The organism is Polyangiaceae bacterium (assembly GCA_020633205.1).
Taxonomy (GTDB): domain Bacteria; phylum Myxococcota_A; class Polyangia; order Polyangiales; family Polyangiaceae; genus JAHBVY01.
The window spans coordinates 1,077,805-1,104,275 of sequence record JACKEB010000011.1 but is presented as its reverse complement, the minus strand read 5'-3'; the positions used below and the strand labels follow the sequence as shown (position 1 = coordinate 1,104,275).

The following is a 26,471-nucleotide window of genomic DNA, read 5'->3' as shown; positions in this document are numbered from 1 at the left end:
CCAGGCTGAACGCATGCGTCGGATGGTCGCGTCACCGCCAGGGGTGGCCCACGCGGAAGCGGGATCCGCTCGGCAGCGCAGCTCGCATCTCACATACCCATCGGACAAACAACGGCAGGCTTGGTGCGACGTGAGAGCTGGCAGCCGGCAGCCAGGCCTGTCAGGATACGGACGCGTGACTGAACCGGTCGAAGGAGAAATCCTAGCAGGCAAATACCGCATCGAGCGCGTGCTCGGTCGCGGTGGCATGGGCGTGGTCGTCCAGGCACATCACACCGTGCTCGGTGAGCGGGTGGCTATCAAGTTCCTGCTAGCAGACCAGGTAGCTTCGAACGACGCCATGGTGCGTTTCCTTCGGGAAGCGAAAGCCGCAGCGAAGATCAAGAGTCAACACATCGCCCGCGTGTCCGACGTGGGTACGCTGGATGACGGCGCGCCGTACATGGTGATGGAGTATCTGGAGGGGCGCGACCTCAGCCAGGTGCTCGAGGTGGAGCGCGTCGTGCGCACGGAGGACGCGGTCGACTTCGTGATCCAGGCGTGTGACGCCATTGCAGAAGCGCACAGCGCGGGCATCATCCACCGCGACATCAAGCCTGCGAACCTATTCCTGACGCGGCACCACGACGGTTCACCGCTGATCAAGGTGCTCGACTTCGGCATCTCGAAATTCAACTCCGCGGACGAGCCCGACGGCATCACGCGCACTGCGGCGATCATGGGCAGCGCGCTGTACATGTCTCCGGAGCAGCTGCAGCGAACGAAGAACGTCGACCTACGCACCGACATCTACGCCCTCGGGATCACGCTCTACGAGCTGCTCAGCAACCGTCAGCCGTTCACCGCAGAGACGCTGCCTGAGCTCGCCGTCGCCATCGTGATGGGTGACCCAACACCCCTGGCCCAGCTACGCCCTGATCTGGACCCCGGGTTGATCGCGGTGATTGAGAAGGCGTTTGCCCGCGACCTGAACCAGCGCTTTCAAAACGTCGGGGACTTTGTGCTCGCGCTGCAGCCCTATGCGCCGACGCGCAGCGCGAACTTGATCGATCGCATCGCGCGCAGCGCGGGCGGCGCAATCAGCTCGGATCAACTGTTCCGCAGCTCTTACAATTCGCTACCAGGCATTCCACCGAATCCGGTCGGTGGCTCGACGGATCTGTCGTCGGTGCAGAACACCCAGTCGACAGCTGGTAGCGCGAAGTGGCCCTATGCCGTCGCGTTACTGGGTGTGCTGGCGCTCGGCGGCACGGCGGCAGGCGTCTTTGCCATGCAGAAGAACAGCGCCGAGGCCTCACCCGCCGCCGCTCTGAGCGCGCCACCAGACCCCACGGAAACGGCTGCTGCCGCAGCAACCGAGACGTCCGCTCCGGAGCCCAGCGCAGCGCCAGCGCCCGAGCCGAGCGCGCAGGAGGTGGCCAGCGCGGCTCCCGAGGCAACGGAGAAGCCGGCTAGCAGGGTCGTAGCTCGCGGTGGCAAGCCAAAGGCTCCGACTACGAAACCTGCGGCGACGCAGCCAGCAACCACCGTGGTCAAGCCCCCGCCGCCGCCCCCCACAAGCGTCAAGCCGCCTCCAGCGAAGACGGTGGATCCGACGGACTACCGTTAGCCGCCGCCACCGCGCCAAGTCCCCGAGCAGCAATCTGCTAACGGGTGAGCACTCGGGCTGAAGTTCAGGAGTTGGAGCGTTATCCCCCAGAGCATGGGTTCTGGGACATCATGGCTTGGGTTACTGCGGACACGCCGCGCCTTCCGACGACTGTGGCTCGCGGACGTGGTCTCGCTACTGGGAGACTGGCTCACCTATGTCGCGGTCAGCGTGCTCGCCTTGGAGCGAGGCGAGGGCTTGGTCGCCGTCTCCCTGGTGTTGGTCGCCCACGCATTGCCCAGCACCCTGCTTGCGCCGTTTGCGGGCTGGTTCATCGACCGCCTCGATCGACGCAAGGTGCTCGTCGCCACGAACCTGACCCGCGGCGCCTTGGCTCTTGGCATGGCGTACGCGGCGGCAACAGGCAGCCTGCTGGGCGTTCAGCTCTTGCTGCTCGTGCGCATCGCCCTCGCGGCGTTCAGCGAACCGGCGGTGACGGCGTCGCTACCTCGCGTCCTGGCCGACTCTGAAGGCGCGCCCCAGAGCGACCCCAATGGATCGAGCGAAGCGCGCTCTCCACGTCTCCTCGCGGATCTTGGCGCGGCGAATCGCTTGATCGGGGCCACCTGGAGCGTGTTGTTCGCCTTGGGTGTAGCAGCGGGTGGTGTGGCGGCGGCCTTCTTGGGGCCAACCTGGGCGATCTTGCTGGACGCCGGGACGTTCTTCATCGCCGCCTGGATCTCCGCGGGCTTGCCGAGCCTGAAGAACGACGCGCAAGCGAGCCCGCGAAGCTCCCTTGGGCGCGAGCTATTCGCCGCGATCGCTCACGTCAAAGGCGATCGACGTATCCTCGAGGCAGCGCTCGCCAAGACACCAGCGGCGATCGCGAACGGCGGAGGCTGGGTGCTCTTGAATGAACGGGCGGAGAGCCTCGGGGCGGCTAGCTGGTTTGGAGCCACGGCGCTCCTGCTTGGCGCGCTGCAGTGCGTGCGGGCGTTTGGTACAGGGGTGGGCCCAGTGCTCTGGGCACGCTGGTCACCAGATGATCGCTCTGCCTGGTGGTGGAACGCGACGACCTGGAGCGCATTCATCGGAGTGGGCGCCCTGGCGCTGGCACCAAACGGCTCTTGGCTCGCGGTTGCGGTTTTCGTCTGGGGCTTGGGGGTAGGCGCCAACTGGGTGGCTGCCACGACGCGCCTCCAGCGTCTGGCGCCAGACCATCTGCTCGGGCGCCTCGCCGCGCTCGACTTGTTTGGACACACCCTGGGTCAGTGCGCAGGCGCGCTCCTCGGCGCTGTCGTCGCACAACACTTCGTCCGGCCCAGTGCCTCGGCGTTGACTGGCGTCGCCCTAGGCATTTCCGCCTGGCTAATTCTTAAGCTGCTCGGGCAGCTGACGAACCGCGAGCCATCACCAGAAGGTGCCGCTCAAACCGTTCGTTGACAAGCGCAAGCTGGTGAAGCCCCGAGGCGCGTTGCCGGCCACCCCGGTCGCTCCGCGGCGAGCTTCCTCTCCGGGGCGCTTGACCGTCACTTCGGCTTCATGACTCCACAGGTACCAGTAGGTCGAAGCGCCGGCCATCGACAGGTAGAAGAGCGAGATCCCCAGGTTGCCGCCAGCGCTGCCGAACAGCGGGCAGTCTCCGAAGTCAGAACAGTCTCGACCGCTGATGGTTTGCTCCAGGCCGAAACCGAGGAAGACGGCGCCGAGGGCCGCCGTGGGCAGGCCCACGAAGTAGAACGTGAGGTTCGCCCAGAACGGGCTGCCCCGTTCGGGACGATAGCTAGCTTCGATGCTACTTCCGGGAGGATACGCAAAGGCCGCTGGCATGGGCACCGTCGCCACATCCACGTTGCCCATGCGCTCACGCTGGAGGTAGTAGCCGCTGCTCTGCCCGACCCAGCGCTGACACGGCAGCTGACAAAGCTCAGTCCCGCCGGCATCACGCAGCGTCCATCTCTCGCCTTCTTCTGGCGGCGCGAAGGTCACCTGGATGCCGCCGGCCTGCTTGGCCACCTGCTCCTGGAGCGCGCTCGCATCCACCTTGCCGCCTGCGTCGGCGCGGCGCAGCGGCTCCAAGAACAGCTGAATCGGGGCGCCACACTGGGGATCCGGCGTCTCTGCCGTAGCTGCTGAGCAGGCGCCTTGCACGCCGCTCTCGCGCATGATGGACTCAGTTTGCTGCGTGGAAATTCCAGCGCCGAGTCCCAGCGCACCAGCGCCGCCCTGGGCCCGAGCAGCGCCCCCGGACAGCAGTTTGAAGGCCCCGACACTCACCGCGCTCACGACGTGGGTCGCGTCGGCGCATGCGTCGCTCGCCGCCTGTTCGGCCTGAAGCCCCTCGAGCTGCAGCTGTCCGGCGACCGTCGTGCGCACCGCCAGACGCCCGCTGCGCTCGAGCTCGCCCTCCAGGCTCACGGCGCCCAACGGCAGCTTGGCGTACAGGTCGTCCGCGTTGGTGATCTCGATGGTATCCGTCGCGAGGGTGGTGCGCCGCCAGGCGTAGTGTCCCGGCAGACGACAGGCATCGATGATGCGCATCTCACAGCCTGAAAACTGCACAGCGACGGTGCGCGATCCCATCAAGCTCTCCAGGTGCGCCTTCTCCGATGCGGGCCACTCCGTCACCAGCGGATTGCTCGAGCTCGCGGCGATCTTGCAACGCCCGAGAGGCGTGGGATCCGCCGGCGCCAAATTTCCACTTGGATTTTTGGGGGGAGGTGAGCTGCCCAGCAACCCGCCACAACCCGTGGTTCCAATGACCAACAGAAGCCCCGAGGCAACAGCCTGCTTCCAGATCGGCCGCTCACGCCACGCCAAAGAAAGGTCCCCCACTTTCTCAGAAGGCTAACACGTCACTCCAGGCGTTTGCGCTGCGCGAAGACTACTAGCAGTCCGCGCGAGGGAATTAAGAGGCACCTGCGCTAGTCGATGTCGACGGTCTTTGGGCGCCCGGCGGCTACTACACCTAAGCCTGCGAGCACCAGCAGCAGCAACAACACTCCAGGCCAGGAGCCGTCGTGGGCTCCGAACACCGCGAGCACGTCACTCTTACCTGTAACTACAATCGGCACAGCCATCCCGATCCCCACCAGCGCCTCGCCGGTGATCAGGCCAGCGCCGAAGAGCAGCCCATGGCGGCTTGCCGTCTCTGCCTGGGCTTCGAGCCCAGGACGCTCCGCTTCGGCGGCGTTCGCCAGGCGTTGCTTGTGCGCCCGCTCCGCGAAGTGCGCGACCAAGCCACCTGCAAGGATTGGCACGGAGAGCTCGAAGGGCAGATAGATCCCGACGGCGACCGCGAGCACCGGCGTACGGAACTCGCTGCCCTTCGCCTCCAGCACCAAGTCGAGAATGATCACGGCGACGCCAAGCGCGGCGCCGATCGCGACCATGCCCCAGGGGAGGCCACCGTGGAACACGCCCTTGGCTACGCTCGCCATCAAGTTCGCCTGAGGAGCGCCGAGGGGCTTTGGGTGGGCTTCCGTCGGCACACCGATGCCATAAGCGGTCAACAACAGGTTCAGCACCGGCGCTACGACCACCGCGGCCGCGAGCACACCGAGGATCTGCAGATACTGCTGTTTCCTCGGGGTAGCACCGAGGATCTGACCAGCCTTGAGGTCTTGCATGTTGTCGCCGGCGATGGCCGCTGAGCAACAGACGACGCTGCCGATCAAGATCGCTGCCGCGGGCCCGATCTTGCTTTCGGAGCCCAGTAGCCCGAGGAGCAACAGCGATGACGTCAGGATGGTAGCAATCGTGACGCCCGAGATCGGGTTGTTCGAAGAGCCCACCAGGCCAGCCATGTAGCCTGCGACCGCAGAGAACAGGAAGCCCGCGATCAACATCACGACGCTCATCACCGCACTCACCCAGATCACGTGAGTGATGTGATAGAAGATGGCGCACAGCGGGATGATGCTCAGCAGCACCGCGACACCAACCCACTGCATGGGCATGTCGTCCTCGGTGCGCAACGTCACTCCGCCACCCTTCTTCGACTCACGGTAAGCAGCGATGCCCGAGCGAATGCCGGCAATCAGGCTGGTGCGCAGCTTGATCAGCGCCCACAAGCCACCCACCACCATGGCGCCGACGCCGATGTAGCGTGTCTTGGTGCTCCACAGCATGCCCGCGACATCCGCTGCGCTGCCTTCAGCCGCGGGCTGCATCGCGGAAAGGATCGGGATCGCCACCCACCAGTTGAGCGCGCCACCGACAAACACCAAGATGGCAACGTTGAGACCGACGATGTACCCCACGGCAACGAGCGCTGGGGACAAGTTCGAGCCGAAGTAAGCTACGGTCTTCTTCGCACCGACGAAGCCGGCGAGCTCCAACGAGCCATGCCACAGCTTGAGGCCGGCTTCACCCAGCTTGAACAACGCGCCCACCAAGCCGGCGATGCCGACGTAGATGACCCCGCCGCCCCCCTTTTCGCCGACCTTCAGCACCTCGGCCGTGGCGACGCCCTCCGGGAACTTGAGCGGCTCGCCGCTACCGTCGCCCGCGATCAGCGCGCGCCGAAGCGGGATCGTGAAGAGCACGCCGAGGATGCCGCCAAAGCCGGCGAGCAGCGTCGTTTCCCAGTAGTCAAAGTCTGCCCACGTCCCGAGCAAGATGAGGGCGGGGATGGTGAAGATGACACCGGCAGCGACGCTCTCCCCTGCGCTCGCGGCGGTTTGCACGATGTTGTTCTCGAGGATGTTGCCCTTGAGCCCCTTGAGCACAGCCATCGAAATCACTGCCGCAGGGATACTGGCAGAGACAGTCAGGCCGGCGAACAATCCGAGGTAGGCGTTCGCAGCGCTGAGCACCGCGCTCAACACCACACCCAAGATCACGGCTTTGATGCTGATCTCGGGCAGCGTCACACTGGCCGGGATATACGGCTTGACCTCGTGGCTCGCGGCCTTCGAATCGCTGGCTTCTTTCATCACGGCTCCGCCCGAACCGGCCTTCACCTGGGGGTCGGTCCGAGCGGCACCATATCGATACACTCAGCGCCACGGGCGCATTTTTTAGGCCACGTACGGGCTCAGACAGCTGCGCTGGGTTGTTCCAGCGTACGCGGCTGGCTGAGCAACGCCTTCAGGCACGGAGCCACGACATCGGTGAGTGCTTGGGTCCTCAGCTCAGCACGCTCCGCGTAGGACAAGCGGCCGTGGCGACGCAAGGCAGCGGATTCCGCGACTTCCGCAGCGAGCTGCACGCTGGAGGGAACGCTGGGCACCGCCGCGAGCTCCGCTTCAAATGCGGCGCGAAGCGCGACAGCGACTTCCCTCCCCCCCTGCTGCACCGCCCAAGTGACGATGCGCCACGCGAGCTCTGCGTGCTGAGTCTCGTCTTCGACGATGGTCGCCAGCGCCGCGCGGGGCGCCTCGGCCCCAGCGACGCGCAGCTGCTCCTGAGCGAGCAGCGCGGCGACGGTTTCGCCCACACAGCCTTCACGGAAGGTGTTTACCGCGAGCTGCACCAGGCTGGAGGTGCCAAGTGCATCGCTTACTTGCAACGCATCAGGCCCCAGGTGTTCGCCGCTGTAGGTGCTCGCCAACGCGAAGCAATCACGCGCGTGCTGGATCTCATCGAGCGATGCCTGCTGAGACGCAGCGATCAACTCCGGCGGCGCTCCAATGCCCATCAGCTCGAGCGTGAGCCTCGCGAACGACGCGACCGAGGCGTGCTCTAGCTTTGCGTCCTCGAGCCACGCGGCGCTGAGCAGGCGTCGTGCGGCAGGTGTGAGTTCGTCGACGTCAGAAGCGAGGCTCGAGCACCAGTCCTTGCGAGACACCACCTTGGCCGTGCGCACCTCGTCATCGACCAAGAAGGGGCGCCCCACTGCACAGCCGATTTCCGCGTTGTAACAGCAGTCGCCGCCGTCCGCGATGGGATCACCATAGAACCAGACATCCCAGCCCTGAGACGCGCAAGGCTCCACCATCGTGCCATCGACGTTGCCGGTTGGTGGACACATCCCCGGCTCGGGCGCTGGACCACCCGGCACCTGCGGCACCGAATCCTTGGGGAAACACTGGAGCCAGGGTGGTGTGCCACAGTCGCAGGAGAAGCTGCCGCCGGCTCCGCCGCTCCCACCTGCACCGAAGCCGCCCGCACCACCTTGAGCCCCGCCCCCGGCGCTGCCGCCTTGGCCGCCGGAGCCCGCGGAGCCGCCTTGGGCTCCGCTGCCACCTTGAGCTCCGCTGCCACCCTGAGCTCCGCTGCCGCCCTGGGCTCCGCTGCCGCCTTGGGCGCCGCTGCCGCCTTGAGCGCCGCTGCCGCCTTGAGCGCCGCTGCCGCCTTGAGCGCCGCTGCCGCCTTGCCCTGCAGTCCCGCCTTCATTGCCGCCACCAGCGGTAGCACCGCCGCACGCGACGAGAGAAGAGGTGGCGAACAGCGCCAGCAGGCGCAAACGCAGTCGAGAAGTACGCATCATGGGTGGGCCTCCGAACGGATCAAGTGTGCCAAGTGTGCCAAGTCAGACGCCCGAGTCGCCCCGCTGCGTCGCCGTTTTGGGTGTGGAAACCTCAAAGCCAGCGGCTTCTCAGCTGTGCCTCCACGACGGCACGTCATGCATTACAAGCTTCGTGCCGAGCAGGCGCTGGCCTCTCCGCGATGGAGGTCCTCAGCGATGACACTCGATCACGAAGCGCACTTGATCGTCCTGTTCGCTGTCGAAGGACACGTCGACTTCGGGCTCTGCCTCGAAGTACTGAACGATCGCTTCGACCTGACCGAGCTGCGCACCCCAGATCCCGGGCGCCGGGCCAAACTTGAGTTCGACGGAGTTCCGATCGAGTTGCTGCGCGTGAAACGTCCACTCTCCGGGCGCGACCTTCACGTACACCTCGGGTAGCTTGAGCAACGCAGCGATCGGATCCCGAATCGTGCTGAGCACGACTCGCCCAAGGGTCGACGCCGCGAACACGCCAAAATCATTGCGCGACAGGCGGCGAAACGCCTCGAAGGCTCCAACGCCGGGAAACTCCCGGCGCCCCAGGTGATACATGAGTCGCGTCATGTCGCGCTGGGGATAGTCCTTGAACGGGAGATAGCGCCCCATGCGCGGGGGGTGGTCCAGCTCCTTCGAGATCAACTCCCACGCCGGCCCGAGCTGCTTCACCAACGGGTTCAGAAACATGCCCTTCACCCGGTAGGCGTCCCCGGTTCGCGTCACGGCCCACTCGAGATCCACATCCATGCGGAGCGGCACGAGTGGCGTGAGACGAAAACTGGGCACACTCCAGTGTCGGCCGGAGCCGGCTCAAGGTGCAACATCCGTGATGCGAGGTGACTCAGCCTGGCCCGAACCCGGTGATATGCTGCCTCGTGGATAGATCCGCAGGGCTATTTCCTGGCTCTGGCGAGCAGTGTTTCTCCTGCGTCCGCCCCACTCGAAGCAAACGGCGAGCAGCCGACGCGAGCATCCCCAACCGTCATGACCACCGAAAAGCGCCCCAGCGAGCATCCAACTCTTGCGGTTCCGAACCCGCAAGACGAGGCACAAGCGGAGCAGCCTGCGCCGGAGCTCACGGCGGTGAGCGCGCCCCCGACGCCCGATATTCCCAGGCAGCCCCCCGCTCCCTCGGTTCGCCCTCAGCGCCGCACCGTCCTCGCCAACCGCTATGAACTCAAGGGCCTGCTCGGCTCCGGCGGTATGGGAACCGTGTACCTCGCGAGCGACCTAGACCTGGAAGAGGACGTCGCCCTCAAGTTGCTCAAGCGCGACGCTCTGGACACGCCCGGCGCCCTCGAGCGTTTCCGCAGAGAAGTAAAACTCGCTCGCCGCGTCACGCATCCCAACGTCTCACGCACCTACGACATCGCCTCCCATGAAGATGACTTCTTCATCACCATGGAGTACGTCGCAGGCCAAACGCTCGCCTCCCGCAGCGCGAGAGTGCGCTTCACGCCGCTCCAAGTTGCTTCGGTGGCGATCGAGGTCTGCAAGGGGCTGGACGCGGCTCATCAGGCGGGGGTCATACATCGCGACCTGAAACCGCAGAACATCATGCTCGAGCGCCCACGGAGTCCAAAGCGCGCCCGAGTGGTGATCATGGACTTCGGCATCGCACAGGCCGCACGCGTTTCCCCCGGGCAATCGACAACGATGGGGCAGCTGGTAGGCACGCCAGCTTATATGGCGCCAGAGCAGCTGAGCGGCCTCGCGGTGGATCCGCGGGCAGATCTATACGCCCTCGGTGTCATCCTCTTCGAGCTACTCACGGGGCAGCTTCCGTGGACCGGCGACACGCCGATTTCGACCGCGTTGGCGCGCCTACGCACCGACGCCCCAGACCCACGGACGATCGACTCCAATATCCCCGCGGAACTTGCTGAGTTGACGAATCGGCTACTCGAGAGAGACGCCGACGCTCGGCCCGGCTCGGCGCCGGAGCTCCTGGCGGCGCTCCAGGCGTGGCAGCACTCAGAGCAAACGGGCGCCGGCGTCGCGCCGACTCTAGTCTTTTCCCAAGCTGGCCCCATCCCGGATGAGGCGCCGCTGAGCCTCAGCCCCCCGAGTACTACGCTCGCGTCGGAAGCGGGCAAGCCGCGCCCCAACACGCTGAAGTCGGCCGACCTGCGTCAGAACCCAGCGTTGTCGAGCGCGAGGGCGAGCATGCTCCACACGCCGTTCCCATCGATGCTCACCCCCGCGAGCGGCGCGATCATCACTCGGGAGCGCACGTCCAGCGACAGTCTTGGACTCAGCACACCCGGCGAGACGCGCAGCGTGGCAGTGGTTCCCTTCGACACCCGCGGTAATGCAGAGCTGGATTACCTCGCGGAAGGGCTCGCGGAGGAAATCATCGATCTGCTGTCCATGACGCGTGGGCTGCGTGTCCGCCCCTTGGGCAGCATCACCGGGCTCAAACGCAGCAAACCCGAGCTGGACTCGCGCGGCCTCGGCGCAGAGCTCGGAGTCGAAGTGGTGGTCGAAGGCAGCATCAGTCAAATCGGAACTCAGTACGTGTTGCGCGCGCGAGTCGTTGGCGTGATGGATGGCTTTCAGCTCTGGGCGAACCGCCACAAGGCAGACGCGAGCGAGCTGCTGGACGTGAGCGAAGGGGTCGCCCGTGCTGTCGCTGAGGCCCTCACCACGCCGAGCAGCGGCATCGCACCGCGCCGCGCCCCGACGGATCCCCGCGCTCTCGACCTGTATTTCCGTGGGCGCCACGAATACAAGAAGCTCGACCCAAGCAGCGTGCTGAAAGCAGTCGAGCTGTTCGAACAGGCCGTAGAGCTCGCCCCGGAGGACCCTGCAATCCTCAGTGGGCGCGCCTTGGCTCACGCGCGGCATTGGTTTTTTGGGGGAGTGGGAACGGCGGATCTAGCGCGCCAGGCAGCGGAGCTCGCCGTATCGCGAGCACCTGAGCGCGCCGAGCCACACCTCGCCCTGGCCACGGTCGCGCTGCATGAAGGAGACGCGGTCGGCGTCGTCAGGCACGCAAGGCAGGCGCTCCGCCTGGCTCCCGCCCTGGCAGACGCTCACGCGCTCCTCGGTCGTTTACTCGCGGAAACGGGACCGGCAGATGTGGCGCGGGCTCACCTGAAATCGGCAGAAGAACTGGACCCGTCAGTGGATGAGTGGCGCTGGATCCACGCCCGGCTCGAAGCGCTGGTTGGCAACTGGGACGTGTGCCAGTCGCTGCTCCACGACGTCCCCGCTGCGCCGAGCATCGGAGGCTGGCTCCACGTCGCGAGGACGAGCATCTGGCACGATTCCAAGCAGGTAGCCGAGAGCGCCACGACTCATCCGAGCTTGCGCGGCCCGGAGTACGCGATCGTGCGGCGCTTGTTCCAGTTCCTGCTGGATGGTCGGGCGAACTTGGACGTCGACAGCATCTTCAACCCCGCGCTTGGGAGTTCACATTCGTCCTCCCGCGGCGCAGCCTTCCGCCATCAGATCCGCTGCGAACTATTGGCGATTCAAGGCGACACCCAGCAGGCGATGATCGATCTGGAGCAGTCCGTCGCTGCGGGGCTGATCGATCTGCTTTGGCTAGAAAACTGTCCGTTGCTTGCAGGGCTCCGCAGCCGCCCAGAGTTCGAACCGTTGCGCCGAGAAGTCGCTGGGCGCGCCGATGCCGTCATCGATGCGCTGAAGTGACACCGCGAAACGCATCACCGGCGCTCGTCAGTCACATCCGCAAGGAAATGATGCACGAACGGTGCCGCCAGTCTGCTTGAGTTCTTCGCAAGCAGAGCCGATCAGGCTCACACGGTCTGGCGCCTGGAGTACCCAGTCGGTCCCCCAAACGAGCTGCCTACCGTCGAGCGTCACCTCGGCCAGGCTCGGATTGAGCACGCCCTGGTCGAGATCGAAGCCGCAGCTCTGCAGAGTGGAAACGTGGTCGTCAAAGGCGGCCCGCAACGCCCCGCTGTCTCCCGCCTGGTAGAGCTTGCCCGGCTGACCCACTCCAGCGCCTTCAGCGTAGCCCACACCTGCGTTGGCTAGGTCTTGAAGGTGCCCTCGCTGAAGTTGCGAACCAACACCGACGACGTAGGTGGGGATCCCCGCGCTGAACAACGCAGTGACTTGGGCCACCACGGCAGCAGCCACCTGGCGCTGGGCGGCAGCGCTACCGTCCGTATCGACCTTCTGATCCAGGCATGAGTCCGGCATGCCGTCAGTAGCCAGGATGACCGCGCTCGGCGCTGACTTTTCGGCGGCTTTGCCGCCCAGGGAGCTGTCGGAGCTTGGGCCGGGTGCTCCAGCTGAGGGCCGCAGCAGCTGCGCTACCTGCGTCAGCGCCTCGGCCGTCGGTGTCTGTCCGTCGAGGATTGGCGGGTGGTCTTCAAAAGCCAGCATAAAATCCTCATGGAAAACTTGGCTTAGCACGTCGCAGCTCGCCGTCTCAACGCCGCGGTAGGTGTAGAAGACCAGTCCAAATTCGACGCCTGTGAACTGACCAATGACGCCGTCCTGCGGATCCGCCAGCGTGCGCGTCAGCGCCTCCCAGCGCGTGAGGCCACCGGAGAATGGATAGGTCATGCTCCCCGAGCGGTCGACCAACAGGAGCACCCGGGGAGCGCGGGCCGTCAGCTCCCCGGTCGCGCAAAGCACATCGGGGTCACATCCGGGACCGGCGTCGGCACTCGCTTCAGCTGCCGCGTCAGCCTCGGGCGCCGCGTCTTCCTGAACAGCTGCGTCCAACTGAACGGCTGCGTCCACCTGAACCGCAGCGTCAGCGTCCGCTGGACCACCGTCCAGCGCCGGCTCTCGCAGGCGTACGCCATCACCGATCGACGGACGCCCGGGAGGCGTCATGTCCAGCGCTGGCGCAGAGCCATCACAAGCCGAGCCACAGGCAGTTCCTCCGGGATCCACATCGACTTGCTCGGCGGCAGAGCAAGCAAGGCAAATCCCAAGGCAGCAACAGCTGACTAGGCAGGCAGAAACCACTGGGCGAGACCGTAGCGATGGTGACATGCGGCCTCCGACTGCACGCGCTATGCCGCGCCGTGCAGCGCTCGTAATGGGAGGAATCACGCCGCTTGGCCCGCTCACGCACGCTGGCCGCCAGCGTCGCTTGGCGGCGCCGTTCAGCTGCCGGAGGTCTCTTCCTTGTCGTGCGTTTCCATCTGCGCGAGCTGTGCGTACAGCCGGCTCTTGCGCCAGCGCATGAGCATCCAGAACGCAGCAAGCACACCAAGGAACGCTGCAGCAACGATGAAGCTCGCCCGCGCGGCGCGAACGTCCCGTCCGCCCGCGTGAGCCTTGGGCGGTTCTTTTGGATCGTTGACGATTGGCCCGCTCGCAGGCACCTCAGGCCGTGGCGCGGCGGCCGGCTCCCCGGGAGCGTCGCCACTAGGAGCTGACGCGGAGGTTCCGGCAGGCGGCGGAGCGGCGCTGGCTTCAGCCTCCGCTGAGTTCCCGCCTTCTGCGGACGTGGACGGAGCCGCGGCCGCCTCCCCTGAATCCTCGCGGATTCTTGCCTCCGGTGCAGCAACAGGCTTCGGTGCAGCAACGGCCTTCGGTGCAGCGACAGGCTTCGGTGCAGTAACAGGGCTCGGCGCGACCGGGCGAGGCTTGCGCGGCGCGATATCCGCTGCTGCGGAGGGCGCAAGCAACGCGCAGCCAAGTAGCGCCATGAGCCCTAACCCCCAAACGAACGGACCCTTACAGCGACCAACGACGCGCTCAGGATCGATCACGCGCTGAGAATCGATCACGCGTTGAATTTGCCGCCCGGAACTCGCGCTTCCCACCCTTGGATTCTCACATGTGCAGGCGCGGGTGACGCGCATGAAAGGCTGGCTCAGGAGCTCGACGTCGAACAACACCGCATGGAAGTGTGTCGCGTGGCCATGCGACCGGTTTCTAGCCTCCAGACCTAAATGACCGTAAAGGCAGGCCCGACGCCAGCGAGCGAATCCCATCTGAGAATAGCTCGTACACCCACATTGTAGGCGAGCGGCCCGATGAGCGACATTGGGTTGCCCTCCGCGCCGATCCACTGAAGGCTAGCCGGTACTTTGGCCAAGTACGCGCAGCGCTTCAGTTCCCTTTTGGTGCTCACCTGTGTCGCGCTGCCCGCAGCGTGCGGCAGCGAAGCCGATCCCGTCCCGGACGAGTCGACATCCGCCACCCAGCAAGCCTTCAGCAACTGTGTGAAGAGCCTGGAGGGCGAGGGCGACTACAACGTGGGCTGGGTCGGTCTCCAAACCGACGGCACCCTTTGGCGGGGATTTCCTGCGCAGAAATATGAGGGGCTCGATCAAATCGAGAGCATCGGCAGCATCGATGGCGAGGCGCTGACCTGGTGCGTGGTGCGAAGCGACCACACGGCCTGGTGTTGGGGAGCCAACGGCTCGGGGCAGGTCGGCAACGGCAACACGATCCAACAAGCGGACCCGGTTCAGATCACGGCGCTCGGCAACCAGGTGAAGGAAGTCGTGACCAGCAACGACTTCAGCTGCGCGCTCAAGCTCGACAACACGGTGTGGTGCTGGGGTGACAACTCCGCGGCACAGTTGGGCACTGCCACGCCGAGCCAGTCGCTCACTCCAGTGCAGATTGGAGCGCTCGGCAACACCGTCGAGCAGATTTCCGCAGGGTTTTTACATGCCTGCGCAAAAAAGAGCGACGACACGCTGTGGTGCTGGGGCAACAACAGCTTCGGTGAAATCGGGCGAGGCGACTTCAACAACCCCCAAGTCGGCCCGATTCAGGTGATGAGCAATGTGGACAAGGTGTCCGCAGGAGGCTTCTTCACCTGCGCCATCGACAACGCAAAGAAGCTCTATTGCTGGGGTGACAACGCTGATGGCCACGTCGGCGTCGGGAACACGACCAACCAACCTTCACCCCTCGAAGTAACAACCATCGGCACCGTCAACGAGGTGGACGCGTCCGTCCGTTCCGCCTGCGCCATCAAGGCCGACACCACCGTGTGGTGTTGGGGCTGGCAAGATCACGGCCGCCTGGGCGACGGCGTCGACGCGGACGCGCCCGTCACTACACCTCAACCTGTCAGCGGGAGCCTTGGCACCACTGGCGGTGCCGTCTCGATCCACGCGAAGGAAGGTAGCGCGTGTGTGGTGACCTCGACCAACGAGTTGATGTGCTGGGGCAGCGGCAATTTTCTCGACGGACAGGGCCCGAGCAATGTGCCCATTGCGATCGACTTCTGCGGCTTGCCGCGCCTGAATTCCATCACGCCCAGCGTTGGTTCGACCTTGGGTGGTACTCAGGTGAGCTTCTTCGGAGAGAACTTCACGGCGAACACCCGGGTGTTCTTCAGCGATACCGAGGCAACCGCGGTGTCTTTCGTCAACTCCGGAGAAGTGCGGGCGACGGCACCTGCCTACTTCGAGTCCACGGTGGACGTACGCATCGAGAACCCCGGCTCGAAGCGCGGCGTCTTGAAGCAGGCGTTCTCCTTCCAGCCGCCCCCAGAGGTGTATCAAGCGCTACCCACTTCCGGTCCGCTCGCCGGTGGCACCCTGGTCACACTGCAGGGAAGCAGCCTGAAGACTGGCCTCGGCGTGAGCTTCGGCGGAACTCCCGCAAGTAACGTAACGCTCGTTTCCGCGACGGAAGCGACTGCGGTGGCACCGGCGCACGCCGCAGGTTTCGTGAACATCTTGGTCACGAACAGCGATGGTCAGACGGATCAGCTCGACAACGGCTTTCAATACAAGGCTGCGCCAGCGACCACGAGCGTAGCGCCCAACTCGGGAGCGGCCGGGATTCAGGTGATCCTCACGGGAACAGACTACGAGTGGAACACCATCGTACGCGTGGACGGGACTGAGGTGACCGGGACCTTCGTCGACCCGACGACGATCGGCATCAACATGCCTGCCCATGCGGACGGCCCCGTGCCAATCGAGGTGGAGAACGCGGACGGTCAGAAGTCGACCCTAAGCAACGCGTTCACCTACGACGCCACTGGCTCAGGAGGCACCGGCGGCACTTCGTCGACGGGCGGCGCCGCCGCAGGTGGCAACGCTGGCACCGCTGGCAGCAGCACCGGGGGCACTGGCAACGCGGGAGCAGGCGGCAGCGGCAACAGCGGCGCAGGCGGCAACGCTGGCGACGGCGGCTCCAATAGCAGCGGTGGAAGCGGCAACTCCAGCAGCACAGGTGGCAGCGTCAGCGCTGGTGGCAGCGTCAGCGCTGGTGGCAGCGTCAGCGCTGGTGGCAGCGTCAGCGCTGGTGGCAGCGTCAGCACAGGCGGTTCCGCGGGGACAAGCAACGGCGCGAACACCGACGACTCCAGCGTGAAGTGTTACTGCAGCACCCCTGGCGCGGGCAGCGCGTCATCCAGCGCACTCGGCACTTGGGTGCTGGGCTTCGTCGTCGCTGGAGCCGGCCTCGCGCGGAGACGTAAGACTCGCGCGGCGGCCCGTTTGAGCTGAGGGATCTGAATCGGGTGCGCGGCCTGATCTGAGAAAAGATCGCCGTGAGCGATAATCGAGCGCACATGCGCCCACGATGTCGGCACCCACAAAAAGTCCCTCAAACAGTCGGCTGAATCTCAGCTGACTCACGCTCTCGTCGCCTCCCGACGAGCAACGACGTCCTCGACCCCGTACGGCCTTCCGGCCCATAAGGTCAGCGTTTCTGACCTCCCATTCGCCTGCTTGGATGGGGGTGAGGAACACCAGCGCAGACCGCCGAGCTGCCCCGCCCGGCCCTCCACTAGAGCGGTGTCCCCGCACTATAGCGCTGGCCCTGGTTCACCGACGCGCGTGTCGGGAGAGGTGTATCTCTCACGCGCGCTCAACCCCTACGTTTTGGTCAGCTCAGCAGACCAACTCAACCCTCGTCTGGGGTACAAGGACCGACCTCGCGCCCGATAATCCGCGAGGAAATTTTATACGAAAGCTCTGCTCGCGAGCCGTTTTCGATTCCCGTGGCGCGATGCGCACAGCGTTTGGTTACACGCGGAAAGAAGCGCACGCGTGCGACGCGTGCACGCAGCGTGTCTCTTAAAATCGGTTTCCGTGACGGAAATCTCACTTGCGACAAGTTTGACTTGGAGTATCCATCGGCCCCATGTTCCGCACCCGTCCCTACATCGCACTCTTTTCAATCGCACTCCTTCCAGCGCTTGCCGCATGCGGCTCGAGCGACCCTGAGCAGACCACCGGGGGTAGCACCGCCGGAAAGACCACCGTCGGCGCCCAAGGCGGCGTCATCAAGCTCGACAACGGCTTTGAGATCACGGTGCCCGAAGGCGCGCTGACCCAGGACGTGAATATCACCGTCACTGAGCTCAGCGAGACACCCGCGCACTCAGGCTTCGAGAGTCACGGCCCTTCTTTCCTGCTCGGGCCGGAAGGCCAGACGTTCGCGAAACCGCTCACGATCAAGCTCCCCTACGACAGTGTCACGCTTCCCCAAGGAATGAAGCTCGACATGCGCGCCTTCACCGCGCCGAAGGACAGCGACGCCTTCACCCAGCTCACGGTGAGCGAGCTTGGTGAGTCAGTGCTCACGACGTCAACCACGCACTTCTCGGTGTTCACCGCGGGCATGCTGACCCCGGCCACCGTATCTGGCGGAGAGAAATTCCCGCTCGCGATCGCCGCTGACGCCGAGTACATCTACTGGACCAACAGCGGGAACAACGACAACCAGCGCGAAGACGGCAACGAAGGTTTCGTGATGCGCGCGCCGAAGGCCGGCGGCGCCGCCGCGCCGATCACCGCCGCAATGCCAGACCCCCGCGCCATTGCGCTCGACGACACCCACATCTACTGGGTGAACGGCGGCGACAGCGATGGCGGCGCCGACAACTTGGGGATCCCCGGCTCGATCATGCGCGCCAACAAAGACGGCAGCGACGCGACCGAGCTGAGCTCAGCGAACTTCCCCGTCAGCATCCTGCTGAACGACGGGTACCTCTACTGGGGTGACGCGTACAGCAACGAGATCCGTCGTCTGCCCATCGCTGGCGGCAACTCGGAGCTCGTAACCGACGCAGCGTACCGCCCTGAGTTCCTGACGGCCGACGCCACGGACGTGTACTGGACCGGCGGCAGCGAAGGCACCGTCTCCAAGGCGCCAAAGGCCGGAGGTGCCGCTACCGAGTTGGCTTCCGGACAGACCGACGCAAAGGGCATCGTGCTCGTGGGCGACAACGTCTACTGGGCCGACGCTGGCAGCAACGTTGGCGCGGGTGGAGCGGCGGATCTCGCCGGCGCCATTCGCATGGTGCCGAAGGCGGGTGGCAGCGTGACGGACGTGTACAGCTCCGCGATGCCCACCGACCTCAAGGTGGTCGGGGACGACTTGGTCTTCACGGACCAGGTGCTTGGCATGGTCGTTCGTTTGCCCCTGGCGGGCGGAGAAGCCACGGTGCTCAGCATGGATCAGTCGCTGCCGTGGCGCCTGTTCTTCGACGGCACGGATCTCGTGTGGTCCAACGCCGGCAAGTACGAGTTCGACGGCAGCATCCAGCACTTCTCGCTGTGAGCCGCCGCTAGCCGGCAGAAGCGGGCTAGCGACTCCAAGGGCCGCTTCCTCGAGGAATCGGCCCTCTTGCTTTCTTCAATGCTGCGCGCTGGCCCGCAGCTCAGCCAGACCCTCGGCGAGTGTGACCACCGGCACGTAGCCTAGCTCACGCTTCGCCTTGTCCGTGCTCAGGGTCACCTCCACCGCCAGGGTGGCGTACTCCTGACGCGAGATGGGCAGCTTCAGGCGGGTCATCTTGAGCTTGGACGCAAGCTCTCCGGCACGACTCAAGGAACTCACGAGCCAACGAGGCACCGATTTGCTCGGTGGCGCGACTCCCTGGGTCTCGAGCAGGCTGCTCACGAACTCGCGGAACACGACGGGAGCACCATCGGTCACGAAGTACACCTCGCCGCCGGCGCCTCGTTCGAGCGCTAGCTCGGCGGCGTGACACAGGTTGTCGATGTGCGTGGTCGAGGTGCGGTAGTTCCCACCATCGATCCACACCAATTTGCCGGTCTTCGCAGCGTCAATCAGCTGGGGTAGCGCGGTGGTGTCGTCGCGGCCCCAGACGAAGCGCGGGCGCAACACCACCACCTCGAAGCCGCCCACGCCTTGCGCCAGCGCGATTCGCTCGGCTTCGCCCTTGGTGCGTGAGTAGCCCCCTGCAGGGTGCTTCGGGAACGGGGTGCTCTCGTCTGCGTCAACCAAGGGGTGGCCGTCAAGAAGCACGGATTCTGTGCTGATGTGGAGTCCACGCTTCACGCCTGCCTCACGGGCACACCGGAAGACGTTTCGGGTACCCTGGAGGTTCACCCGCTCTTGCTCTGAGGTGCTCTCTCCGTGATTCGTGTCCGCCGCAGCGTGGATCATCCACTCACACCCTCGCATGGGCTGGCTCAGATCCGACTCGACCATATCCCCACGGAAGGGCTCTGCGCCGAGGCGCTCAACCACCTTGGCGGAGGCTTCGCTGCGCACCAGCGCCTTGACCGTTACTCCACGCTCAGTGAAGCAGCGAATCAAGTTGCGCCCGACATAGCCGCTGCCCCCGGTCAGGAACAGCTTCCCCTCGCCCCCGTTCTGTCCCCCCATGGGAGCTACTTGGTGCCGTACATGCGGTCGCCGGCGTCGCCGAGACCGGGCAGGATGTAGCCGTGATCGTTCAAGCGCTCGTCGATGGCGGGCGTGTAAATTGCCACGTCGGGGTGGTGCTCGTGGAAGGTCTTGATGCCCTCCGGGGCTGCTAGCAGGCAAGCGAACTTGATCGAGCGTGGCTTGGTCGCCTTGATGCGCTCCACGGCAGCAACCGCAGAGTTACCCGTGGCGAGCATCGGGTCCACGACGACGACGTCGCGGTCAGTCATTTCCGCAGGGACTTTGAAGTAGTACTCCACAGGCACCAGCGTCTTCGGATCGCGGTAGAGACCAATGTGGCCAACGCGCGCGGAGGGCACCGTCTCCAACATGCCATCGAGCATGCCGGTTCCGGCGCGCAACACCGAGACGAACACCAGCTTCTTTCCGTCGAGCACTGGCGACTGCATCTTCATCAGCGGCGTCTCGATCTCCTCCATCGTCGTCGCCATGTCTCGCGTCACTTCGTACGCCATCAACATCGAGAGCTCGCGGAGCAGCTGTCGGAACGAGCGCGTGCTCGTCTCCTTCTTTCTCATGATGGTGAGCTTGTGAAGGATCAGCGGGTGATTCAGTACGTTTACGTTTTCCATGTCAGCAGCTTTCAGTGGGTCTCACTCTACCTAAAAAACAGTTCCGTCACTCGCGAGGTTCAGCGGCGGCAGGCCTTGCCGCAGGTTCTGAGCTAGCCGACGCCCAGCCGCCCAGGTTCCTCCCTCGAGCACACACGGCAGCGGCAACTGTTCAGGAGTTACGCCCAGCTCCTCCCGTACGAGCTGCGCCACCTGATCGAGTAGGACGATGGTCGCGGCCCGCCACTCGATGATCAGCTCGCTGCCTGGCGCGTGGGCCTCTTTCAGGGCAGCGGGGTCACGCAACGACAGCACGCCGCCGTCAATGAAGAGCCCGCCGTTGCGGTACTCAGGCAGCCCGGTGAGGCGCTCAAGGGCTACGACCTGAACCCCGGCTCGCTCGAGAGGCACCACCAACGAGTAGCTCAGCCACTGGCTGAGCTTGTGGAAAGGAATGAGGCCATTCGCTGGATGAATGTGCTCGAGCGCTGGATGACGCCACACATCCCCAAGGGTCACTTCGCCAATGGACTCCCTCCCTGGCCAAATGCTCGAGAGCCCAGCCAGCACTGCCGCGAGGATCCGCTCTGCTGGTAGCTTGCCGTCTTCTGCCTGGGCGCGGAGGACGTCGAAGAGCCCACCCACGCGCCCCTCGGGGAAGAGCTCCGGGTGAGCTTCAACGGCACGCCCCAACGCATGCAGCAAACCGAGGCGACCGCCCACGCCCACCAGCGGATTCTCTGGACCAACCTGGAAGCCTTCTGTCAGCTGTGCTTCCGTAAGGTTTTGTAGGGCCCGCGCATCCGCGCGCTGCGGAGCGTCGGGGTTGAGGGAGAAGGCACCTGACGCAAACCAGTGCAGGCTCGCGATGGCCAAGCCCTCGGAGCGCGCGTACCGCTCGCCGCCCTCGGCGTCACCGAAGTCTGGCTCGAGATAGCTCCACTCGGGGCCAGCGCCGGCGTCGAGCAAAACGCTGGTCACGGTGAGATCGAACTCACGCCGCGCGCGCTCCTCCGGGCTCAGCTCCGCCGCGTCGAAGAGCCCTGAAAGGCGATCCCTCCCCCCCACCAAGAAATGATTCTCCCGCGCGTGATACGGGATCTTCAGGTCGGGGTAGTTGTCGCGGGTGACTTGCGCCACCAGACGCCCAACTGCTGGCAGCTTGTCTGGGTGGTACTCGAAGTGCTCCGAGTCACCGCGCGCCAGCCTGTCGAAGAGCAGGCCGGCGCGTTCGCGAATACTGCCGGGGTCGTTCAAGAAGCGGATGGCATCCGCGTCACTCGTCAAGCCCGCGCCCCTTGGCCTTGTTGAGCTCCGACTCGTCGGGCACTGTCGTCGGCGTGAAGTAGCCAGCCGCCATCTTCGCGTCCATCTCCACACGCGCATCCGCGGGGATCAGCTCGTCGGGGATGTTCACGCGCTCGGCGATCTGGATGCCGGTGTCGACAATCGCGTCGTACTTCATGTTGCTCATGGAGATGAAGCGTTGGATCTTCTTGATACCGAACCAGTGGAGTACGTCAGGCATCAGCTCCTGGAAGCGCATGTCCTGCACACCCGCGACGCACTCAGTGCGCTCGAAGTAGCGGGCGGCGTTGTCGCCGCCTTCCTGACGCTTACGCGCGTTGTAGACCAAGAACTTGGTCACCTCACCAAGGGCGCGCCCTTCCTTGCGGTAATACACCACGAGGCCGGTGCCGCCGGCTTGCGCCATGCGGATGGCCTCCTCGATACCGTGCGCGAGGTAGGGACGGCAGGTGCAGATGTCTGAACCAAACACGTCCGAGCCGTTGCACTCATCGTGCACACGGCACGCGAGGGGTACGCTGTCGTCGCTGAGCTTCTCCACGTCACCAAAGATGTATGCGGTCATGCCGCCAATCGGTGGCACGAAGACTTCGAGGTCGCCGCGAGTGACGAGTTCCGGGAACATGCCGCCGGTCTGCTCGAAGAGTGAACGGCGCAGATGCGCCTCGGTCACGCCAAAGCGCTCGGCGATACCCGGTAGGTACCAAACGGGCTCGAACGCCGCCTTGGTCACTGCGCAGTCACCGGCGCTCTTCAGCACCTTGCCGTCGGGCTTGAGCCGACCAGCGTCCACCGCCTCTTTGATCTCCGGCATGTGGAGGTGCGCCTTGGTCACCGCGATGGTGGGACGCACGTCGTAGCCTTCTTTGCGCTCGTCGGCGAACACCTCGGCGGCTAGCGCGCCCCAAGGGTCGATGGAGACGATCTTCTTTGGATCGCTCCACTGCGGATAGGGCCCGATGCGATCCGTTGGCGCGGTGTTGGTGAGGTCAGGCTGATGCTGCGGGTCGAGCGCGCCGGCGGCGACCGCTACCGCGCGGTAAATCGCATAGGCGCCGGAGTGGGTGCCGATCACGTTGCGCTTCGCCGGATCTGCCAGGCTCGCGTTGACGGGGCCGCGCTCTTTGGCGGTCGCTGCACCCCAGCTGATGGGCAACGGGGCCGGACCGTGGCTGTTCGGGTGCGAGGTGAGCTGAATGGGACGCATGTTCTTGGTCGTCATGATGTTCTTCTCTCTATTGCGGCGGTGAGTGACTGCGCGCTGCTGTTCTCAGCTCATCCAGTTGTGATCGGGCTGGAGCGCCCACTTGGTGGTGATCTTCTTGAGGCTCGTCCACAGCTCGACCCCGCCAGCGCCGGTGATATCGCCCTGGCCAAAGCGTGAAGCCTTGGTCCCGCCGAAGCTGAACGGCTCGCGAGGCACCGGCACGCCGATGTTTACGCCGATCATGCCCGTGGTCGCGCGTTCGGCGACGTAGCGAGCCACCGCGCCACGAGTCGTGAAGACACTGGTTGCGTTGCCGTACGGATTCTTGGCTTCGAGTTCCAGAGCCTCATCCAGGGTCTTGACCCGCACGATGGTCAGCACCGGGCCAAACAGCTCGGTCTCCGTGCACTCCTGCCCTGGTGTCGCGTGGTCGATGATCGTCGGACCGAGCCAGTAGCCGTTCGGGTACTCGCTCGGCGCCTTGATCCCGCGGCCGTCGAGGCGCAGCTTGGCGCCGTCGCTCTCGGCGCGACCGATGGCCTTGTTCAGGCGCTCCAGCGCGGCGCGGTCGATGATGGCGCCCATCTCCCGACCAAGCTCCAGACGCTTGGCGCGCTCGATGATCGCGTCGATCAGCTTGTCGACGTCACCCACCGCGACCATCACCGACGCAGCCATGCAGCGCTGACCAGCGCAACCCGTGAAGGAGCTGACGACGCCGTCGACGGTCACCGCGGGGTCGGCGTCCGGCACCACCAAGAGGTGATTCTTCGCGCCGCCGAGGCACAGAGCGCGTTTCCCCAGGGCAGTGGCCCGGGAGTAGACTGACTTGGCAACGCCGGAAGAGCCGACAAAGCCATAGGCCTTCACGTCGGGGTGATCTACCAGGGCCTCGACGGCGTCTCGGCCACCGTTGATCACGCTGTACACACCTGCAGGAAAGCCGGCTTCCACCATCAGCTCACCCATGCGCACTGCGGTGAGCGGCACCTTCTCGCTGGGCTTGTGCACGAAGCAGTTCCCCAGGGTAACGGCGATGGGGTACAGCCACATGGGCACCATCGCAGGGAAATTGAAGGGCGTGATGCCGGCAACCACGCCAAGAGGCTCGCGCCGAACCTCGCAAGTGACGCCTCGGCTCACCTCTTGAGCGCCGCCCAGGTCATTTTGCAGGCTGAGCGCGTACTCGAGCACCTCAACTCCCTTGAGCACTCCGGCACGACCTTCAGCCACCGTCTTGCCGCTCTCCAGGGCAGAGCGATTCGCAAGGTCATCGAGGTGCTTCAGTACGAGCTCGCGATAGCGGAACAGCAACGCCGTGCGTTCCTTGATCGGAGTGCGCGCCCAGTCGCTCGCCGCCGCCTTCGCGCCGGCGACTACCGCGTCGACTTCCCGTGCGGTAGACAGCGCAACTCGACCAACCGTCTGCGCGGTGTACGGACTTTCGACGTCCAGCCACTCCGTTTCAGGAGAGATCCAATGCCCTGCGACCAGGTTGCGGCACTCGATGGGAGATGCCGGCACCTGGACGCCCCAGTGCTTGTTATCGGTCATGCGTTGAGGCCTGTTGCTCCCACCCGCGGCTCAGGCCCGACGAGTGGGGAATCGGGGAGGCTTTCACGAGTCGTGTCCCATGTCGAGAAAGTGACGCCAGTTGGTCGCCGTCTACCCTTCGCCACCCCCACCCCCACGTGGGGCTTCTCCCTGCAATTTCAAGGCTTTTGAGAAGGTTTGCCGCAACGCAGCGCTGGCGTGAATGCGGTGTTCCGATGCGCGAGCGCCGCCTTTTCGGTCACGGGGCCCGCCCCGCTTCCCTCGCAGCGGAGCACCTCGAAGGCTCCCGTCTGTTTTTTTTGGGGGGGAGGCGCACTGCCTGCCGACAACAACAACCTCAAGGCGACGTCGCCCAAGCCTTCAGAGTCGCCAGGTGTCAATCGCGAGCACTCAAAGCTACAACGCGTCTTGCCGTGCGGAGTCGAAAGAGAAACCATGTCAGAGATGCGCCGTCTGCCCTTCGCCCTGCTGTTGATCACCTTGTCCCCAGCGTGCGGAGGCGCGAAGCCCCCCGCCAATTCACCCCAAGCCGCGGACGCACAGCCCGCAGTTCCGCACGGACCGGCCGGCAAGGGCACCAAGGACGACCCGGTTCAGCTCTGCCACATGAACGGCGGCCCCAGTCGTAGTGACTACCCGTATATCGCGAACTACCAGTGTGCTGACGGTTCGAAGCCCCTTGGCGGCGACTCAGGCGCCGGCGCAGAGGCTCGAGTAGGCAATGTGGGCCCCGGCCCCGACGGCCACATCATCGACCTCTATCGGGTTCCCTGCTCGGGCGCGCCGGTCGAGGTCTACGTGGACGCGTATCATTGCGGGCCTCACGTCAACGCGGAGGCCGGCGTGGATATCGATCACCTGTCTCGTGAGGAGCTCGCCGGCCTCGCGGCGTTGATTCGCCACTTGCACGAAGATCCCGTCAGCGAGAAGGCGAGCAACCGACGCAAGGCGGCTGCCGACTTCATCCTTGCCACCAACCAGCTGCACGTCGAACTCTGCGGTCCCTTGTTGCAGCTCCTGCCCCAGGAAGAGCGAGTTCCGTACTACGTCGGGGAGTTCCTGCTCTCGATGGGTGCCGCCGTGATCGAAGACGGGGGCGAGCATCCCGACCCGATAGAGATCAATATGCGTACCTTGGATGGTGTGCTCGTCTTCTATCAGGCCGTGTTGAAGCAAGTCGGTGAGGGCGAACGTCAGCCTTCCCTGGACGCCCTACTCGCCAAGTCGAAAGACCGCGCCGCCTTTCAGCAGTTCGTGACTGACACGCTGAACGGCTGTGGTGGCAGCAACCTGGGAGTGGAGCCGGGGAGCTGAGGGCTCAGCTCACGCGCTCTGCCAGGTAGACGATATCTTCACCGCGTTCGGCGCTGGGCGTCGGCAGAAGCAGATACGCCTCGCGTTCGATCACGATGGTCAAGCCAGGACCAGACCCGAGGCTCTCCCCAGCGCCCAGTCGCTCGAAGCTCGCGAAATCACGGGCCAGCTCGAAGTCATGAGTCGGCTTCACAACGCGCGCGAACAGCCTGAACACTTCGGCCTCGCTCGGCGGTAGCTCCCCGGCGAGTGACCCAATTGCCACCAGGAAACTGTCGAGGACGGCGTGAGCATACTCCATGGTGCTCGGCGCCTCGTGTTGCCCGCACTCGACAGAGACCGCAGGCTTGCCTTGGGAGACGAGCGAACCGATGCTGACTTGGTCCATCAACATCCCGGGCCCGTCCCAACCGTAGGTCACCTTGAAGCCTGTGGCTGCACCCAGACGCACCGCCTCCTTTGAGCCATCGCAGATGACGAACGGCGGCGTCGGCTGACTCGCCGAGTGGATGTCGAGCAGCGCGTCTGCACCGGTCACCAGTGGCTTGAGTTCTAGCGCTCGCTCGTGCTCGTACGTCCAGGCTTCACGAGCCAAGCTCTCTACGTATCCGTACGAAAACAAGCGATTGATATCCGTACCGCCGTCCGTGTAGCGCCGGCGCTGTTCGGTGGCACGCGGGTTACCATGCACGAACACCACGCTCCCAGAGAGCTGCCGCTCCACGAATGGAGATGGGTCACGACGCACGCTCTCGATCGCGGCGACGCCGCAGCGTTCGTTGCCGTGCAAGGCTGCGAGCACAACGGTGACCGGCGGCTCGAGCTCGCCGGAGCGACTCAGGATCCAAGCATCGGAGATTGTGGGGTGGGGACGAAACAAGGGAG

18 protein-coding genes are annotated in these 26,471 nt (G+C 65.0%); 6 read left to right on the top strand and 12 right to left on the bottom strand.

Annotated features, from left to right (window positions below):
• Positions 1 to 22: 22 nt before the first annotated feature.
• The gene (locus H6718_11365; GenBank protein MCB9585989.1) at positions 23 to 1,609 is read left to right on the top strand and encodes a serine/threonine protein kinase; all 1,587 of its coding nucleotides are present in this window, start codon (positions 23 to 25) and stop codon (positions 1,607 to 1,609) included.
• A gap of 93 nt (positions 1,610 to 1,702) precedes the next feature.
• Positions 1,703 to 3,031: an MFS transporter gene (locus tag H6718_11360; GenBank protein ID MCB9585988.1), complete on the top strand. Its 1,329-nt coding sequence runs from the start codon at positions 1,703 to 1,705 to the stop codon at positions 3,029 to 3,031.
• Here the strand turns inward: H6718_11360 and H6718_11355 are convergent.
• The 4 genes from H6718_11355 to H6718_11340 form a co-directional block, all read right to left on the bottom strand.
• A complete protein-coding gene (locus H6718_11355) occupies positions 2,999 to 4,423 on the bottom strand; it encodes a hypothetical protein (GenBank protein MCB9585987.1) in 1,425 nt (474 codons plus the stop codon). The genes H6718_11360 and H6718_11355 overlap by 33 nt on opposite strands.
• 89 nt (positions 4,424 to 4,512) lie before the next feature.
• On the bottom strand, positions 4,513 to 6,525 hold the full coding sequence (locus H6718_11350; GenBank protein ID MCB9585986.1) for an oligopeptide transporter, OPT family: 2,013 nt from the start codon (positions 6,523 to 6,525) through the stop codon (positions 4,513 to 4,515).
• Between the two features lie 101 nt (positions 6,526 to 6,626).
• Positions 6,627 to 8,021: a ferritin-like domain-containing protein gene (locus H6718_11345; protein ID MCB9585985.1), complete on the bottom strand. Its 1,395-nt coding sequence runs from the start codon at positions 8,019 to 8,021 to the stop codon at positions 6,627 to 6,629.
• Positions 8,022 to 8,210: 189 nt separating this feature from the next.
• Positions 8,211 to 8,825 (bottom strand): DUF2378 family protein, encoded by a 615-nt coding sequence (locus H6718_11340; protein MCB9585984.1) that lies wholly within the window; start codon positions 8,823 to 8,825, stop codon positions 8,211 to 8,213.
• A 198-nt stretch (positions 8,826 to 9,023) separates the two neighbouring features.
• On the opposite strand from H6718_11340, the gene H6718_11335 reads away from it, so the two are divergent.
• A complete protein-coding gene (locus H6718_11335) occupies positions 9,024 to 11,696 on the top strand; it encodes a protein kinase (protein ID MCB9585983.1) in 2,673 nt (890 codons plus the stop codon).
• A gap of 27 nt (positions 11,697 to 11,723) precedes the next feature.
• On the opposite strand, the gene H6718_11330 is transcribed toward H6718_11335, so the two are convergent.
• Both H6718_11330 and H6718_11325 read right to left on the bottom strand, forming a co-directional pair.
• A complete protein-coding gene (locus H6718_11330) occupies positions 11,724 to 12,992 on the bottom strand; it encodes a VWA domain-containing protein (protein MCB9585982.1) in 1,269 nt (422 codons plus the stop codon).
• A gap of 140 nt (positions 12,993 to 13,132) precedes the next feature.
• Positions 13,133 to 13,762, bottom strand: coding sequence for a hypothetical protein (locus tag H6718_11325; protein MCB9585981.1), 630 nt, complete (start codon positions 13,760 to 13,762; stop codon positions 13,133 to 13,135).
• Positions 13,763 to 14,065: 303 nt separating this feature from the next.
• Here H6718_11325 and H6718_11320 point away from each other — a divergent pair, with 303 nt between their 5' ends.
• Together H6718_11320 and H6718_11315 are read left to right on the top strand one after the other, a co-directional pair.
• Complete coding sequence (locus H6718_11320; protein ID MCB9585980.1) at positions 14,066 to 16,453, top strand: IPT/TIG domain-containing protein; 2,388 nt, start codon at positions 14,066 to 14,068, stop codon at positions 16,451 to 16,453.
• A gap of 640 nt (positions 16,454 to 17,093) precedes the next feature.
• Positions 17,094 to 18,515: a DUF5050 domain-containing protein gene (locus tag H6718_11315; protein MCB9585979.1), complete on the top strand. Its 1,422-nt coding sequence runs from the start codon at positions 17,094 to 17,096 to the stop codon at positions 18,513 to 18,515.
• Between the two features lie 75 nt (positions 18,516 to 18,590).
• On the opposite strand, the gene H6718_11310 is transcribed toward H6718_11315, so the two are convergent.
• From H6718_11310 to mmsA, 5 genes are read right to left on the bottom strand one after another with little or no spacing between them, the layout of a single operon-like run.
• On the bottom strand, positions 18,591 to 19,589 hold the full coding sequence (locus H6718_11310) for an NAD-dependent epimerase/dehydratase family protein (protein ID MCB9585978.1): 999 nt from the start codon (positions 19,587 to 19,589) through the stop codon (positions 18,591 to 18,593).
• Positions 19,590 to 19,594: 5 nt separating this feature from the next.
• Positions 19,595 to 20,224 (bottom strand): uracil phosphoribosyltransferase, encoded by a 630-nt coding sequence (gene upp / locus H6718_11305; protein MCB9585977.1) that lies wholly within the window; start codon positions 20,222 to 20,224, stop codon positions 19,595 to 19,597.
• Positions 20,225 to 20,254: 30 nt separating this feature from the next.
• Positions 20,255 to 21,589 carry a URC4/urg3 family protein gene (locus H6718_11300; GenBank protein MCB9585976.1) on the bottom strand — a complete coding sequence of 445 codons (1,335 nt, stop codon included), beginning with the start codon at positions 21,587 to 21,589 and terminating at the stop codon, positions 20,255 to 20,257.
• Positions 21,480 to 22,733, bottom strand: a complete 1,254-nt coding sequence (locus tag H6718_11295) for a GTP cyclohydrolase II (protein MCB9585975.1) — start codon at positions 22,731 to 22,733, stop codon at positions 21,480 to 21,482. The genes H6718_11300 and H6718_11295 overlap by 110 nt, the downstream gene beginning before the upstream one ends.
• Positions 22,734 to 22,781: 48 nt before the next feature.
• Positions 22,782 to 24,272: a CoA-acylating methylmalonate-semialdehyde dehydrogenase gene (gene mmsA / locus H6718_11290; protein MCB9585974.1), complete on the bottom strand. Its 1,491-nt coding sequence runs from the start codon at positions 24,270 to 24,272 to the stop codon at positions 22,782 to 22,784.
• A 435-nt stretch (positions 24,273 to 24,707) separates the two neighbouring features.
• Between mmsA and H6718_11285 the strand changes: the two genes are divergently transcribed.
• Positions 24,708 to 25,586, top strand: coding sequence for a hypothetical protein (locus H6718_11285; GenBank protein ID MCB9585973.1), 879 nt, complete (start codon positions 24,708 to 24,710; stop codon positions 25,584 to 25,586).
• Positions 25,587 to 25,590: 4 nt separating this feature from the next.
• Here H6718_11285 and H6718_11280 read toward each other — a convergent pair whose 3' ends face one another.
• On the bottom strand, positions 25,591 to 26,466 hold the full coding sequence (locus H6718_11280; GenBank protein ID MCB9585972.1) for a succinylglutamate desuccinylase/aspartoacylase family protein: 876 nt from the start codon (positions 26,464 to 26,466) through the stop codon (positions 25,591 to 25,593).
• Positions 26,467 to 26,471 lie beyond the last annotated feature (5 nt).